This window comes from Providencia sp. 21OH12SH02B-Prov (assembly GCF_027362595.1).
Taxonomy (GTDB): domain Bacteria; phylum Pseudomonadota; class Gammaproteobacteria; order Enterobacterales; family Enterobacteriaceae; genus Providencia; species Providencia zhejiangensis.
In genome coordinates, this window is the sequence record NZ_CP114796.1 from 3,906,839 (window position 1) to 3,922,037 (window position 15,199).

At 41.7% G+C, this 15,199-nt stretch carries 14 protein-coding genes; 11 read left to right on the forward strand and 3 right to left on the reverse strand.

Features of this window, described 5'->3' with window-relative positions; genetic code table 11:
• The first annotated feature begins 50 nt into the window (after window positions 1–50).
• The 6 genes from O7C57_RS18015 to ptuB all read left to right on the forward strand — a co-directional run bounded on the left by O7C57_RS18015 (window position 51) and on the right by ptuB (window position 7,332).
• Entirely contained in the window at window positions 51–1,469 is a 1,419-nt protein-coding gene (locus tag O7C57_RS18015) for an MBOAT family O-acyltransferase (protein WP_154621805.1), read from the forward strand.
• Window positions 1,456–2,643 (forward strand): SGNH/GDSL hydrolase family protein, encoded by a 1,188-nt coding sequence (locus O7C57_RS18020; RefSeq protein ID WP_163860597.1) that lies wholly within the window; start codon window positions 1,456–1,458, stop codon window positions 2,641–2,643. The genes O7C57_RS18015 and O7C57_RS18020 overlap by 14 nt, the downstream gene beginning before the upstream one ends.
• Window positions 2,594–3,826: an SGNH/GDSL hydrolase family protein gene (locus O7C57_RS18025; protein ID WP_154621803.1), complete on the forward strand. Its 1,233-nt coding sequence runs from the start codon at window positions 2,594–2,596 to the stop codon at window positions 3,824–3,826. Before O7C57_RS18020 ends, O7C57_RS18025 begins: the two co-directional genes overlap by 50 nt.
• A gap of 298 nt (window positions 3,827–4,124) precedes the next feature.
• Window positions 4,125–5,063, forward strand: a complete 939-nt coding sequence (locus O7C57_RS18030) for a retron St85 family RNA-directed DNA polymerase (RefSeq protein WP_269723401.1) — start codon at window positions 4,125–4,127, stop codon at window positions 5,061–5,063.
• The gene (gene ptuA / locus O7C57_RS18035; protein ID WP_269723402.1) at window positions 5,060–6,682 is read left to right on the forward strand and encodes a retron Ec78 anti-phage system effector ATPase PtuA; all 1,623 of its coding nucleotides are present in this window, start codon (window positions 5,060–5,062) and stop codon (window positions 6,680–6,682) included. Before O7C57_RS18030 ends, ptuA begins: the two co-directional genes overlap by 4 nt.
• 2 nt (window positions 6,683–6,684) lie before the next feature.
• Window positions 6,685–7,332 (forward strand): retron Ec78 anti-phage system effector HNH endonuclease PtuB, encoded by a 648-nt coding sequence (ptuB, locus tag O7C57_RS18040; RefSeq protein WP_269723403.1) that lies wholly within the window; start codon window positions 6,685–6,687, stop codon window positions 7,330–7,332.
• A gap of 74 nt (window positions 7,333–7,406) precedes the next feature.
• Here ptuB and gntU read toward each other — a convergent pair whose 3' ends face one another.
• The 3 genes from gntU to gntR all read right to left on the reverse strand — a co-directional run bounded on the left by gntU (window position 7,407) and on the right by gntR (window position 10,492).
• The gene (gene gntU / locus O7C57_RS18045; protein WP_154621802.1) at window positions 7,407–8,765 is read right to left on the reverse strand and encodes a gluconate transporter; all 1,359 of its coding nucleotides are present in this window, start codon (window positions 8,763–8,765) and stop codon (window positions 7,407–7,409) included.
• Window positions 8,762–9,304 (reverse strand): gluconokinase, encoded by a 543-nt coding sequence (gntK, locus tag O7C57_RS18050; protein WP_154621801.1) that lies wholly within the window; start codon window positions 9,302–9,304, stop codon window positions 8,762–8,764. The genes gntU and gntK overlap by 4 nt, the downstream gene beginning before the upstream one ends.
• A 192-nt stretch (window positions 9,305–9,496) precedes the next feature.
• Window positions 9,497–10,492, reverse strand: coding sequence for a gluconate operon transcriptional repressor GntR (gene gntR, locus O7C57_RS18055; protein ID WP_154621800.1), 996 nt, complete (start codon window positions 10,490–10,492; stop codon window positions 9,497–9,499).
• Window positions 10,493–10,695: 203 nt separating this feature from the next.
• On the opposite strand from gntR, the gene O7C57_RS18060 reads away from it, so the two are divergent.
• The 5 genes from O7C57_RS18060 to modD are packed head-to-tail and all read left to right on the forward strand — an operon-like array spanning window position 10,696 to window position 15,169.
• Complete coding sequence (locus tag O7C57_RS18060) at window positions 10,696–11,733, forward strand: ABC transporter substrate-binding protein (RefSeq protein ID WP_321157846.1); 1,038 nt, start codon at window positions 10,696–10,698, stop codon at window positions 11,731–11,733.
• Window positions 11,730–12,734 carry a FecCD family ABC transporter permease gene (locus O7C57_RS18065; RefSeq protein WP_269723405.1) on the forward strand — a complete coding sequence of 335 codons (1,005 nt, stop codon included), beginning with the start codon at window positions 11,730–11,732 and terminating at the stop codon, window positions 12,732–12,734. Before O7C57_RS18060 ends, O7C57_RS18065 begins: the two co-directional genes overlap by 4 nt.
• Complete coding sequence (locus O7C57_RS18070; protein WP_154621797.1) at window positions 12,731–13,498, forward strand: ABC transporter ATP-binding protein; 768 nt, start codon at window positions 12,731–12,733, stop codon at window positions 13,496–13,498. Before O7C57_RS18065 ends, O7C57_RS18070 begins: the two co-directional genes overlap by 4 nt.
• Before the next feature lie 10 nt (window positions 13,499–13,508).
• Complete coding sequence (locus O7C57_RS18075) at window positions 13,509–14,327, forward strand: class I SAM-dependent methyltransferase (protein WP_196713973.1); 819 nt, start codon at window positions 13,509–13,511, stop codon at window positions 14,325–14,327.
• Window positions 14,324–15,169: a ModD protein gene (gene modD, locus O7C57_RS18080; RefSeq protein WP_154621795.1), complete on the forward strand. Its 846-nt coding sequence runs from the start codon at window positions 14,324–14,326 to the stop codon at window positions 15,167–15,169. The genes O7C57_RS18075 and modD overlap by 4 nt, the downstream gene beginning before the upstream one ends.
• Window positions 15,170–15,199 lie beyond the last annotated feature (30 nt).

Sequence of the window (15,199 nt, forward strand, 5' to 3'; positions counted from 1 at the left end):
CAGTTCGGCCTTAACGAGTATACAACAATAATTAACAACCTGAGTCTTATATGAATTTTTTCTCATTCGAGTTTCTTGGCTCTTTTTTGGTGTTTTTCCTCATTTATTGGAGTTGCCAGCCTAGTGCAAAGCTTCAAAATGGGCTATTAATTACCGCGAGTTATTTTTTTGTTTATTCATTTAATCCTGATTTCGCCTATATATTATTCGGCTATACCCTCTTTATTTATTTTCTCACTAATTGGGTTTCGAATTGGCTTTCCAACAAATGGGTATTTACACTCCTCGCGCTTGGCATCATCGGTTGTTTTACTGCGTTTAAATACTATTCATTCTTTCAAGAAACACTCCAACAAACTTTCGATAAATTAGGCCTTAATGTCGGGCTGCCTATTATCGAATTATTAGCTCCACTTGGACTGTCTTTTTATGCATTCCATTCTGTAAGCTATACCGTTTCCGTATGTCGTAAAGAAATTCCTAAAGCGGACTTTTTTGATGTCGTGCTATACCTGAGCTTTTTTCCTAGTATTGTTGCAGGCCCCATCAACCGCGCTAAAAATTTTATTCCCCAGATCCAAACAGAGAGTCGTGAGATACTCGATGCTAGAAAAGCAATTTTGCTGATTTCATTAGCGCTGGTTAAATTGTTCCTCTTTAGTGCTTATTTATCTGAAAACTTTGTGAACCCCGTGTTCGATGCCCCGGCAGGTTTCAAGGCAGGCGAAATCTTAGTTGCTACCTATGCTTATGCATGGAACATCTATTTTAATTTTTCGGGGTATACTAACTTAGTCACAGGTATCGCCTTACTATTAGGTTTCCGCGTTCCTGTGAACTTTAATGCCCCTTATATGGCCGCAAATTTAAAAGAGTTTTGGGCTCGCTGGCACATTAGCCTATCAACCTTCATTCGCGACTATATCTACATTCCATTAGGTGGCAATCGAAAAGGCTTCAGCCGTATGAACACCAATGTCTTTTTAGCCATGGTAATTTCAGGACTATGGCATGGTGCTGCGATGACCTTTGTCATTTGGGGAGCAATACACGGCTTAGGGATCGTACTGCTTAACCTTAAGAATTTATGTATGGAAAAGTTAGGGTGGACAAAAAGCTTTCCTAATAAAACCGTCACAACGCTATTATCGCGGATCATCACATTCCATTTTGTCTGTTTTGCTTGGATATTTTTCCGTAGCCAAACTTTTGATGATGCATTAATGATGGTGTCACAGTTCGCCTCTCCTGACCTTATTGCCTCCATTAGGGCAAGTATTGGTTTATTGGTCGCATTTTGGGCTTTACTGTTGCTTTATCCCTATTTCGTCCAGTCGTATCATTATGTTGCAAGGAAATACCAAAATATTGCTTGGTATTATTACCCTATACCACTGGCTATTGTACTAACGATTATGTTTATGCTTTCACCTTCTGGGATGCCGGGATTTATTTATGCTAACTTCTGAGTTTAAAAAAAATCTAATAAAAACCGGACAAGTCTTTTTTATTGTTTTGGTGGCAGGAATATTATTAATTTGGCTGAATCAAGCCTCATTAGAACGCTTCTGGCAACAAAAATATCATCGAGATCCACCTTGGGCTGGCATGTCAGGTCATCCTGTTTGGGATTATGGTGCTTATTTGTATGATGGTACGCTGGCTGCGGGAAGTACCTTTGCCTACCACGCTTCGGGGCAGCATGCCAAAGACGTCGAAGAAGCTGAGGCGCTTGCTAATGCTTCTGCTCGCAGTAAAGCTGTTTTTCCTGAAGGTTATCAAGTTGGATTACATTTTCTAAATGGTTATATTTATCCTGCAAAATCATTGTCAGTGACCTTTCCTGAGCTATTGAAACGCCAACAGCAAAGAGCATCGTTGCAAACGGAAGGGGTCAGTCCAATAACCGTATTGCAAAACGATCCTATTGTCCCCAAAAGTATCGCGAAATTAGAAAAAGGTGACCAAGTTCTGTTTGCGGGCGACTCAATGATGCAAGGGGTCGCACCACATGTGAAGAACATGCTATTGAAAAAATATAATATAGATAGCATTAATCTTAGTAAGCAAAGTACTGGCCTTGCTTATCCGCGCTTTTTTAATTGGCCACAAACGATTGCGGACACATTGAATAAAAACCCTAAAATCAAAGTATTAGTTGTATTTCTCGGTCCTAATGACCCATGGGATATGCCACCCGATACGGGTTATAAGTATGTGAAATTTAAAAGTGAAATGTGGGAGCAGGTGTACCGTTCACGCATTAATGATATATTAATGACAGCGCGCCAACATCATGTCGATGTTATTTGGGTTGGCCCTCCCAACATGCGTAAAACGAGCCTATCAGAAGGTATGCAGTTCCTAAGAGATCTCTACCAGTCCGAAGTCAAAAATAATGGCGAAATTTATTTTTCTGTCAATGATGTCTTTAAATACAAGGACCTGACTTACTCTGATTATTTCGGCGATGAAAGCAGCAAAATTAAGCTTAGAAGTGGTGATGGGATCCATTTCAGTCCCAAAGGACAACAAGCGATTGCGGAAAAAGTGTTTTCATTAATTCATTTTGAAGAGGAAGAAAAGGTTCTTCATGAAGCAAAACAAACTGCGTCAGGCCAAGTCCAAATTAGCGGCAGCTAGTGCCATCGCATTGTTATCACTCAGCTTATTATCTTGTCAGCAGGATACAGAGCAGACACGTCACGGCTCGGCAGGCCATAGAACATCCATCAATGTGGATGTTCAAGGGCAGCTTATCAATAATGGGGAGCCGAATCTCCAGCAGTTTGCCAATAAGCTCAAGCAAGGTAATCAGCAGGTTCATATTGTCCAAATTGGCGATTCTCATACTGCCGCTGACTTTTTTAGTGGTGAGTTAAGAACGATGTTCCAGCAACATTATGGTGATGCTGGCCCAGGATTTGTTCCTGCCATCTCAATACCCGGACAGCGTACCGCGACTATCAATCGTAAAAGTGATAAGCATCAATGGGAACTGTTCAGTAGCCGTAAAGATGAACGATTTGACTACCCTCTTGGAGGCTTAATCGCTCTACCCATGGCTTCACAGAGCTCTGTACAATTAATGCCATTACAGGTGGCTAATGGGACGTATCAGTTACAGGCTCTGTACCAAAACACCTCGGGTAGCCAGATGAGCATCTCTCCAGCTTCATCGTCTCCTATCGCATTACCAGCAACAGGGAACTCTTGGCGTTTTTCTTCCCCTGTTAGCACTCAGCTACCGTCTGACGTGACGGTGAGCAAGGATAACAATCTTAAATTAGGGGGTTGGTTGCTACGTGCCAATCATCCTGGGGTGATGTTATCAGCGATAGGAATTAATGGGGCGACTATCAATATGTTCGATAAATGGCAACCACAATGGGTGGATACGTTAGCACAGATGTCACCGGATATGGTGGTCTTAGCCTATGGGACCAATGAAGCATTTAACGACAATCTGGATTTAGTGGCCTATCAGCAAAGCCTACGTGAAAAAATTCATCTCATACGCCAGCGTATGCCTGAAGCCGTGATTCTGCTGATTGGACCTAATGATTCCATCAAATTTAGCAATGCGCCGAGCTGCGAAGCGAAAATGCCTGTTCACCTAACCAATGTGATCAAAATCCAAAAAGCTGTCGCAGCCCAAGAAAACGCTCTGTTTTGGGATTGGCAAGCCTTTATGGGTGGGCCTTGTTCAATACGCTCATGGGCAGCACAAGACCTTGCACGCCCCGATAACGTGCATTTATCTGCCGATGGCTATAAGAAGAGCGCCCAAGGCCTCTATCGTCAACTTAGCCAAATGTTAAACTAATCAAATCAAAGATGGCGAGAAACTTTCTCGCCATCTTTGATTGCAACCTTTAAGATATCGCACGTTCCCCCCTCGACCAAAACAGTATTGTTTATAACAACAGAGTACGGTAGTCTTACTAAGCTCTTTAGCGTTGGACATATTCTGTCTTGTCGGGTGATTAGCCAGACACTAATTTATTGTACACATTTAGGGTTGCGGTGTTGCCGCGCCCTTTATCAGGTCGCGGCAACACCGCTTCCTCTAGTAAAGAGTCCACCCGAAAGCCTACACGCTTTCGGGTTTTATAGGTAATATTATGCAGATTATCAAAAAGTTAGCGACACACTTAAATCAGCATGAATCCAATGTGAAGCTTTATCTGCAAAATGCACCATGCAAATACAAAGTCTATAAAATCGCTAAACGCACCATAGGCTTTCGAGTCATTGCCCAACCAGCAAAAAAGCTTAAAGAATATCAACGAGCATTTTTGCAGTTATATGCTTTTCCTGTTCATCCTTCTGCAATGGCCTACCGAGATAAGAAGAGCATCAAAGATAATGCACTGGCTCATAGCAAAAATCAGTACCTACTAAAAACTGACTTAGAGAATTTTTTTAACTCTATTACACCCGCTATTTTTTGGCGTTGCATAGAAAATAAGCCTCTATCTCATTTATCATTTTCCCCTCAAGAAAGAATACATGTAGAAAATATATTGTTTTGGCAACCAGCTAAACATAATGGACAATTATTAATGCTTAGCGTCGGTGCCCCATCATCTCCAACAATATCTAACTTTTGTTTATATGAGTTTGACCAGCAACTCAGTGAGATATGCCAACACCTTGATATTTGTTATACACGATATGCAGATGACCTCACGTTTTCGACCAATATCAAAGATGTTTTAAAACAATTACCTGATTTAATTCAAAAAGTACTAAAAACATTATATGGCAATGCATTACGTCTTAATCATTCTAAAACTGTTTTTTCGTCTAAAGCGCATAATCGCCATGTAACAGGTATTACAATTAATAATGAAAACCAGCTTTCTTTAGGCAGAGAACGAAAACGCTTCATTAAACATCTCATTAATCAATATAAATATGGATTACTCGATGAAGCAGATATGGGTTATCTACAAGGGCTACTGTCTTTTGCTCAACATATAGAACCTGAGTTTATTATTAGGATGAATGAAAAATATACTGAAGATCTAATGGTTCAAATTCGAAGAGGTCATAAATGACTAAACAACTAGAAAGAAAAGCCAGAGGCGGTAGTTTGCTGGCTGCATTTGAGCTATTTCAAATAACAAAAAATAGCCCTGAAGAATCAAATGAATGGTTAGATCTTTGCTGGTATTATCTCCAAAGCGGAGATAAAAATAAAAATGGCGTTTTTCAACCGACTAATCCTTTTTATCTGCGTTCTTTTTCATGCACTGACTTTCGCCGTTTTTCATCCTTAGAATTACAATTAGAAAAAGATCTTACTGTTATCATAGGTAATAATGGACAAGGAAAATCCAGCATTTTAACCGCTATTGCAAAAATACTAAGTTGGTTTAGTGCAAATATTTTACGGGAAGATGGAGCCGGACAACGTTTTAATGAATGGACTGACATAAAGAATGATGCCGAACTCGAATATACTGATGTTTTCAGTCATTTTTACTTTGGCCGTGGGTTAAAATTTATTCCTATTCGCCTTTCCCGCTCTGCCGTTGGATCAGCTACTCGACGCGATAGTCTCGTTAAAGACGTTAAAAATATTGCTGATATATGGCGTGTGATTAATGCACAAAAAGTTGTTAATTTACCTATTTTCGCCTTTTACTCCGTTGAACGTTCACATCCCTACATACGCCCGAGAGAAATATCAGAAATACGAGAAGAACGATTTGATGCATATACTAATGCATTATCTGGGGCTGGCCGTTTTGACCATTTTATTGAATGGTTTATTGCTCTTCATAAACGAACTTCACATGACACAACATCAGTTAATGAATTAAAACAACTCGTCAATGATTTAACAATATCCGTTAACAACGGTTTAGTCTCAGTAAAACCTCTGCTGGAAGATGCACAAAAAAAACTTACTGCAGCTTTAGAAAAAAATGCGATCGCGGACAATTTATCAGAGCAATATCAAAAACAACTTATCATTAAGGCAATTAGTCAGATTGTCCCAAGTATTAGTGATATCTGGGTAGAGATTACGTCAGGCATCGATAAAATCAAAGTCGTTAACGATGGACAAAAAGTCACTGTTGAACAGTTGTCTGATGGACAGCGCGTTCTTCTAGGCTTAGTTGCCGATCTCGCGCGACGGATGATTATGTTAAACCCACTGTTGGATAATCCATTTGAAGGGCAAGGTATTGTTTTAATAGATGAACTCGAATTACACCTACACCCCAAATGGCAGCAAGATGCTATTCCAAATTTAACCCGTATTTTTCCAAACCTACAATTTATTGTCACCACTCATAGCCCAATAGTGCTTTCAACCGTTGATAAGCGCTGTGTGCGTATCTTTAACGAATCAAATAATGGAAAAGAAATAACGCTGAATACGCCTGATTTCCAAACTAAAGGAGTTATCAACTCTGATATTTTAGAACTCGTAATGGAGGTTTCAGCGACACCACTTAAGATTGCAGAATCACATTGGGTTGATGATTTTGACCAAGCCCTAACACACGCTGACTATTCCCATAATTCTGACGCACAAGCTCTCTATCAAAAGATAAAACACCATTTCGGTGAAAATAGTATTGAATTAAAACGTTGTGATAACCTAATAAAAATTGCAGCAATGAAACTTAAAGTACAAGCAAGGAAAAATGAAAAGGATATCTAGGTATGAAACAACTGCAGCGGCAAGGCTCTCCTAGTTGTTTAGCTCATTTAATTGACGGAAAAAATAGCTGGAACGATGTTGATAGACTAGAATTATGGATCGCCATTGATGCCATGCAAAATAACCTTTGTGCCTATTGTGAGTGTCATTTAGGTCGTAAGCATATTGAACACTTTCGATCACAACATGATTACTCGCACCTGACATTTGACTGGAACAATTTATTTGGCTCTTGTGGTGACTCATCAAGAGCTGGTGGCTGGTCACGATGTGGGATCTATAAAGACCAATATGGAAGACCTTATAACCCAGATAATCTTATAAAGCCCGATGTTGATAACCCTTCTGATTTTTTACGTTTTCTCATATCGGGTTCTGTTCGTCCATGCAATGGGCTATCACCTCGAGATCAATTGAAAGCAGAAGAAACAATTCGTGTTTTTAATCTCAATAATGATGTCACGTTAACAAATAGAAGAAGACAAGCAATTGCTTTACAAATTGAAGCAATTAATGCCCTTAATGAATTAAAGGAAGATGTACCACCAGAAGATTGGGATGAACTATTACAAAGTCAGTTAGAAGAGCTGCAAAATACAGAGTTCGGTACTGCACTGGCTCAAGCTTACCGTTTTACTAGACGGTATTAACGGTCAAAAACCCGCTCAATCCCCTCTGACTATCAGAGTAAATTGAACGGGTTACTGTTACTTAGAAATCTAAATTATAAGAAGGCAAAGAAAATCATCCCCACGATGGCACCTGTCGTACCCAGAATGGTTTCCATGACGGTCCAAGTCTTCAATGTTTGAGCTTCAGTTGCGCCAGTGAATTTACCAAATAACCAGAAACCAGAGTCATTCACATGGCTGAGGATTAAAGAACCACCAGAAATACAGGTCGCAAGCGCGGCTAACTGTGCACCTGAATACCCTAATTCACCAATCACAGGCAGGACTAGACCCACGGTCGTTAAACACGCCACGGTTGCCGAACCTTGAATGACACGAACAGCACCTGCCAGCACAAAACACGCGACTGCGATTGGTAAACCTGCACCGATTAATGAATCCCCCAGAGCAGGACCCACCCCTGAATCAACGAGTATTTGCTTAAACACACCACCCGCACCGGTGACTAATAAGATGATACCTGCGGGTTGAATCGCGGCTGAACACACTTCCATCACTTTTTCTTTATTCATGCCATAGCGGAAACCTAAACCATAGATAGCCAGCAAACACGCAAGCAACAAAGCAGTAAATGGATGTCCGATAAACTCTAGCCAATGTTCAAGATTCGAACCCTTTTCAACAAAATGGGTACCAATGGTCTTTAAACCCACCAAAACCAGCGGAAACAGGACTAAACTCAAGCTAAAGCCAAAACTAGGCATTTTGCCATGTTCCATGTTTGGCGCTTGATAATCAGCGGGAATATCGATGGTTACGTGTTTACTGATAAAGCTACCGAATAAAGGGCCCGCAAGTAGCATTCCGGGGATTGCCGCACACAAGCCAATCAGGATCATCCAACCATAGTCAGCTCCCATTTGCGAAGCCACCAACATGGGGGTTGGGCCTGGCAACAAGAAAGCCGCGGCGGCTGCGACCCCAGCAAATAAAGGAATTGCCATACGAACAACGTTATGGCCCGTACGGTTTGCCACCGCAAATACCACCCCAATCAAGAGAACAATGGCAACGTCAAAAAAGAGTGGTAATGCACAAATTAACCCAGCGATACCAACTGCGTAGTGAGCTCGCTTTTCACCGAACAAATTCAGTAGCTTCGTTGCAACCTGATCGAGTGCACCGGTTTCATGTAAAATTTTACCGAACATGGCGCCCAATGCGACAACAATCGCCAAGAAGCCTAACGTTCCTGCCATACCTTTTTGCATCGTTGCCGTAATATCTTGAATTGGCATACCTGAAAATAGCCCTGCACCAATCGATACAATCATCAGTGCAACAAAGGCATGCAAACGTGCATACATGACAAGGAACAATAATAAGACAACCGAGCCGACGGCCGTCAGAACTAAAGTGAGCGTGCTTAATGCTTCAACAGGGGGGTTCATGGATTGCCTCCAGATACGATTTGGTGAATAGCTGTACAAGTATTCTCAATTACTTCATCGAGAGATGGGCGAATATCAATAACATGAACATCCTGTTCTTCTAATGTAGGTTCTTGTAATGCCTGAAATTGTGAAATTAGCATTTCAGGTTTAAAAAAGTGACCTTTACGTACTTTGAGACGTTCCGCAATGAGCTCTGCATCCCCTTTCAGGTAGATAAAATAGAGATTTTTATTTCCCTCTCTTAATCTATCGCGATAACTCTTCTTCAGTGCTGAACACACAACGAGAGAAATAGGGTTAGTCCGCTGCATAGCAAAAATAGCGTCATTTAATGCGGCAAGCCAAGGCTGACGGTCTTCATCATTTAATGCATGACCAGAAGACATTTTCTGAATATTCGCTCTCGGATGTAAAAAGTCGCCATCTAAAAAAACCGCATTGGTTTTTTGAGCGACACCGTTCGCGACTGCCGATTTACCGCTACCCGATACCCCCATGAAAACAAATGTATAATTTTGTGTTTGGGTATCACTCATTGGAAACTCCTCAGGTGTTAAATAATAAAAGGTACTTATTTTTTGTTTACCGATAGTAGACATTCGATTGTTACCGGTAACAGTTACCAGTAACATTATCGGCAGCGCTGTTATTTTTAGCAATTATCTTTATGGGGAAATAAAGAGATCTGTGATGCTTCTCTCACTAATGTGATGCATCATTTTTGAATTCTAAATACTTTCACCTGGTAGTAACTCAAAACCAACATCAAATAACGTCTGTGGTAACTTTTTACCATTAATACGCGCCAGTAAGACTTCGGCCGCTTTACGTCCAATACTATCTCTAGGGGTGAGAATACTGGCTAATTTCGGTGTCATCACTTGGCCAACATCATGACCATGGAAGCCTGAGATGGCTAAGTCATTCGGCACTTTAATACCAAGGCGTTGGCATTCAAAGATCGCCCCGATCGCCAAGTCATCATTGGTACAAAATAAACCATCTGTTTCAGGGTATTTTTGTATGCAATCATGAAGTAGCTTAGCGCCTAATGAATAAGAAGAGCTCACCTGTGTCATCACATTACGCGGCTCGAGACCAGCATCACGCATAGCTTGCTCATAACCTTGTAAACGAATCACAGTTCGCTCATCATGACGGGCTCCGAGATAGACAACATGTTGGCATCCACGTGTTAACATTGCCGCCGTCATTTGTCGTGAGGCTTCAAAGTTATCAATACCAACCGCAACATCGAGACATGGAGAAACGCTATCCATGATTTCAACGACAGGGATCCCTGCTGTCTTTAACATCCTGAGCGTTCGCTCTGTATGGGTACGTTCCGCTAAAATGACCCCATCGATATTATAAGAGAGTAAAAAAGTGAGGCGCTCTTCTTCTTTTTCAGGGAGATAGCCATAATGCGCAAGCATTGTTTGGTACCCATGACGATCTGTCACAGCTTCAATGCCACGAATGACTTCCGCAAAAACTTGGTTAGTTAACGAGGGTAATAGCACACCAATAGCGTGACTCGTTGCATTGGAGAGCAGATCCGGTGCCTTATTTGGAATATAGCCTAATTCATCAACCGCTTGCGCTATTTTACCACGTAACACTTCAGAAACCTGCTCAGGGTTTCGTAGAAAGCGGCTAACGGTCATCTTCGTGACACCGACTTTGTCGGCAACATCCTGTAGTGAGGGTCTTTTTTTCTTCATATATTCCAATATTTCTAGCACATGCAATGTCTAAGACTATGTTCAGCGATCTTTTTATGGATAGCAATGTTTGTTACTGATTTACATCACAGAATAGTCGAGTTTTCCTATTAATGTCTCTTTTGTGGTTGACTCTAAGGTATGACTTCGCTAACTTTCCGCGCTATATACCAATAAATATAACGAACCTTATTTTTAATACTATGGGAATTAACCGCAGACAGTTTATCAAATCCTGTGCAGCGTTCATGGCACTTTATTATTTTCCTGCCTATGGGAAGAGAAATAATCACGTCGAACAAGCACTATTTGGTGTCATCCCCCAGCCAAGTAAAATCCAGCGCGTCATTAGTGCCGGTCCGCCTTCTGATCTGCTGTTGTTCGCTTTAGCACCTGAAAAAATGGTGGGATTTTCTTCAATTAATTTACAAAAAGGCCATTCTCATTTATTCGCTAAGCAATGGCGAAATTTACCTATATACGGACGCTTAGCGGGTCGTGGTAGCACATTATCGCTAGAAAAGCTGATTGATTATAACCCCGAATTGATTATAGACACTGGTAATATTGACGATACCTATCGTTCTCAAGCCGAAAAAATCGCGAAACAAACAGGAATTCCTTATTTGCTGATTGCAGGAGGGCTGCATGATTCACCACAGCAGTTACGCCAATTAGGTGAATTATTAGAGGTTCAGCAACCTGCCAAACAACTAAGTGAGGTTGCCCAACATTATCTCCAAGACGCCAAAACCTTTGCTGAAAAATACCATGCTAATGCGCCTAGTTTCTATCTAGCCAGAGGGGCCAAAGGGCTACAAACAGGTACTAAAGGCTCGATTCATACTGAAGCTATAGAAATATTGGGTTTACGCAATGTTGTCGACATCCCTAACTTTAAAGGTTTAACTGAAGTTTCTATGGAGCAGCTGTATGATTGGAACCCTGACATTATCATTACGCAATATCCGGAAGCCGCTGAGTTTATTAGGCATTCAACATTATGGAAAGGCTTGCATGCAGTCTCCTCTGAGCATTTGCTGACTTTTGGTGGTCTGCCATTTGGTTGGATTGATGGCCCTCCTGGCATTAACCGCTTGTTAGGCATGCGCCGTTTACAAAGTCATTTTGATCAACACGTAGAATCAATCATTGGTGATGACATAAAACAATTCTTCCATCTGTTTTATCACTCACCTCTGACTGACGCCCAAATTGATAAATTGCTGGAAATGTCATGAGTCGCGTAATGATATCGGGTCTACTCTTAGTGGTTTTTATTATCTGTTTTGTCATAGCATTAAACAGTGGTAAGTATTCACTAACATTTAACCAGTTCCTCAATTTATTGATGGCTGAACTGAGTACTTCCACAACGATTGATGACCCACGTACTGCTACTGTATTTTGGCAAATTCGTTTTCCTCGAACATTAGCTGCCATCATCATCGGTGGCGGGCTAGCCATTGCAGGCGCTGCTTATCAAGGCATGTTTCGTAACCCGTTGGTTTCGCCTGATATATTAGGGGTATCAGCTGGCGCAGGGGTGGGTGCCGTCATTGCTATTTTTTTAGGGCAATCATTGGTCTATATCCAGTTAGCTGCCTTTATCGGCGGTTTACTCGCCGTGACCTTAGTCTGCTTGATCGCTCGAATGGCACGCCAACATGATCCTATCTTATCCCTCGTCTTAGTGGGTGTGGCGATCAGCGCGCTATGTGGTTCTGCCATCTCTCTTATGAAAATTTTAGCTGACCCTTATACACAACTGCCTTCGATTACTTTTTGGTTATTAGGTGGACTTTCATCGATCACACAACATGACCTGCTTTCCGCCTTCCCAATCATGCTGCTGGGCATTATCCCACTACTCCTGCTGCGCTGGAGAATGAATTTACTCAGCCTCTCCGATGAAGAAGCAAAAAGCTTAGGTATTAATGTCAGTTTGCTGAGGGCGGTCTTCATTATTTCCGCCACCTTAATTACTGCGAGTGCAGTGTCAATTGCGGGAATTATTGGTTGGATTGGATTAATCGTTCCCCATATCACTAGAATGATAGTAGGCGCTAACTTTCGCTATCAGTTACCAGCCTCTATGGCTATAGGGGCGATTATGCTACTTATCACCGATACATTAGCACGTAGCATCGCCGCCATTGAACTGCCCCTTGGTATATTAACCTCGGCTGTCGGTGCGCCTTTCTTTTTGGCTATCCTGTTGCAAACTCGGAGAGTCAAATGAACCTGATAACCTTAGAAAACGTGGCTATTGGCTATCATCGTCAAGCGATTTTAACGCAACTTTGCTTAGCACTAGAAACGGGCGCAATAACATGTCTTCTCGGGGCCAATGGTTGTGGTAAAACAACCTTAATGAAAACGTTGTTAGGACTTATACCTGCTATTGAAGGGCGTATTTTATTAAAAGAAAAACCGCTCAGCACTTATAAATCAAGCGATATCGCCAAAGTGATCGCTTACGTACCTCAAGCGCATGATACGCCTTTCACCTTTACTGTTATTGATATGGTGATGATGGGACTCAGCCCTCATATTTCATTATTTTCAGCGCCTAGAGCCAAAGAACGCGCACTGGGATTACAGCAACTCAACAAGTTGGGCATTGCTCACCTTGAATCACGTTTATACTGCACACTCAGTGGTGGTGAGAAACAGTTAGTATTGATAGCCCGCGCCTTAATCCAAAACCCAATTATGCTGATTATGGATGAACCCGCCGCGAGTTTAGACTTTGGCAACCAAATTCGTTTGTTAACACAAGTTGAACAATTAAAAGCGCATGGAATGACCATTTTCATGTCAACTCATCATCCACAACATGCTGCCGCTATCGCCGATAACGTCATTTTGCTTGATAAAGCGTATGGAGCAAGACAAGGTTCAGCTCAGAGTATGTTAACACTCACTAACTTAGCAAAACTCTATTCTACTGACGAAAAGAGTATTGCTACTCATTTTCAGTTTCCTACTCATTTAACTTGCTAAGGCCACTGTTATGCTTATTGACCAATTAGATTTTGCCAAAATGTATCAAGATCATATGCAAAAGGCACAACGTTCACGTAAAGAACCCGAGCATTGGGATAAAAAAGCCCAAAAAATGGCACAAACTTGTGCAAATCCACACGACCCTTATTTAATACATTTTCGTGAGTTAATGGATTTTACAGATGCAGAAACACTACTCGATGTTGGATGTGGCCCCGGTTCTGTGTGTTTAAACCTTGCAAACCAATTGACATCGGTCATCGGTATTGATTACAGCCAAGGCATGTTAGACGCGGCCAGAGAACGCGCTAGCGCGCTGAATATTAATAATGCGCAATTCGAACAATTAGCATGGGAAGACGATTGGACTCACTTACCAAAAGTCGATATCGCGATTGCATCACGCTCAACGTTAGTCGATGACCTTAAAGCTGCTTTACTGAAGCTTAACCGCCAAGCCAACTTACGCGTTTACACAACCCATACCGTGAACCCAACCTTTATTGATGAGAATATCATTCACTCTATTGGTCGTGAAGTGGTGCGCCTGCCAACTTATATCTATGCGGTTAATATCTTGCATCAGATGGGGATCAATGCTCGCGTTGATTTTATCAATAGCTCCGATAATAGCGGCTTCGCGAGTGTCGATGCTTTTGTCGATAGCGTCAATTGGTCACTAAAAAACTTAACCACTGACGAGATAACCAAATTACATCAATACTATGCACAGCACATCAGCTCAGGAAAACGCATCCCTTATCCTTCACGTAATTGGGCGATGGTTTCGTGGGACGTGGTCGATGAAGCGAGCCTTACACTATGATATATCTCTCTGATAGCATAATCGATCAGTTGCTCCTTGATGATATTCTGTATGGTGATTTAACCACACGCTCTTTAGGTCTACACAACCAACGAGGTACTATGACGTTTACCTCTACACAAGGTGGTTGTATTAGTGGTATTGAAATCGCCTTACGAATGCTCAAGAAATTAGGTCTTGATTGCCAAGGCTATTTTCGCGATGGTGAAATCGTTGCAGAGAATAGCGGCCTAATTAAGGCCACAGGCGCTGTAGAAGCTCTTCATCAAGGATGGAAAGCGGTACAAAATATACTTGAATGGTGTTGCGGAGTCAGCCACTACACCCACCAAATGGTTTCTATACTTAAGCACCACCAGCCCAATGCACAATTAGCCTGCACAAGAAAAACCGTACCAGGAACAAAATTATTTGCCCTCACCGCAATACTGGCAGGCGGCGCAATGATTCATCGAGCAGGCTGTGCTGAAAGTATTTTATTATTTACCAATCATCGCAATTGTCTCGCAGCTCCTAATGACTGGCATGCACATATTAATACATTAAAAATTGCCGCGCCCGAACAGCAAATTATTGTTGAAGCGGATGATATCGAACAAGCGAATCTAGCCATTCAAGCAGGGGCTGATATTGTGCAATTAGATAAATTTACGCCACAACAAATCCGCCAGTTACAGCAAGATATTTATAAACAAAACAGCTTGTGCCGTTTATCCGCGGCCGGTGGCATCAATTTACAAACCATAGAAGAATATGCGCAAACAGGCATTTCTTTATTTGTCACATCGGCTCCCTACTACGCCCCACCGAGAGACATTAAGGTAAAAATTTCCGTAGCGTGAACCTAGCAATCATACAAACCCAGAGCATCA

Excerpts from the sequence above, each read along its gene's own strand:
- O7C57_RS18015 (WP_154621805.1), top strand. The coding sequence starts at position 51 with ATGAATTTTTTCTCATTCGAGTTTCTTGGCTCTTTTTTGGTGTTTTTC.
- ptuB (WP_269723403.1), top strand. The coding sequence starts at position 6,685 with ATGAAACAACTGCAGCGGCAAGGCTCTCCTAGTTGTTTAGCTCATTTA.
- O7C57_RS18070 (WP_154621797.1), top strand. The coding sequence starts at position 12,731 with ATGAACCTGATAACCTTAGAAAACGTGGCTATTGGCTATCATCGTCAA.
- gntR (WP_154621800.1), bottom strand. The coding sequence starts at position 10,492 with ATGAAGAAAAAAAGACCCTCACTACAGGATGTTGCCGACAAAGTCGGT.
- ptuA (WP_269723402.1), top strand. The coding sequence starts at position 5,060 with ATGACTAAACAACTAGAAAGAAAAGCCAGAGGCGGTAGTTTGCTGGCT.
- gntK (WP_154621801.1), bottom strand. The coding sequence starts at position 9,304 with ATGAGTGATACCCAAACACAAAATTATACATTTGTTTTCATGGGGGTA.
- O7C57_RS18075 (WP_196713973.1), top strand. The coding sequence starts at position 13,509 with ATGCTTATTGACCAATTAGATTTTGCCAAAATGTATCAAGATCATATG.
- O7C57_RS18060 (WP_321157846.1), top strand. The coding sequence starts at position 10,696 with ATGGGAATTAACCGCAGACAGTTTATCAAATCCTGTGCAGCGTTCATG.
- modD (WP_154621795.1), top strand. The coding sequence starts at position 14,324 with ATGATATATCTCTCTGATAGCATAATCGATCAGTTGCTCCTTGATGAT.
- O7C57_RS18025 (WP_154621803.1), top strand. The coding sequence starts at position 2,594 with ATGAAGCAAAACAAACTGCGTCAGGCCAAGTCCAAATTAGCGGCAGCT.
- O7C57_RS18030 (WP_269723401.1), top strand. The coding sequence starts at position 4,125 with ATGCAGATTATCAAAAAGTTAGCGACACACTTAAATCAGCATGAATCC.
- O7C57_RS18065 (WP_269723405.1), top strand. The coding sequence starts at position 11,730 with ATGAGTCGCGTAATGATATCGGGTCTACTCTTAGTGGTTTTTATTATC.
- O7C57_RS18020 (WP_163860597.1), top strand. The coding sequence starts at position 1,456 with ATGCTAACTTCTGAGTTTAAAAAAAATCTAATAAAAACCGGACAAGTC.
- gntU (WP_154621802.1), bottom strand. The coding sequence starts at position 8,765 with ATGAACCCCCCTGTTGAAGCATTAAGCACGCTCACTTTAGTTCTGACG.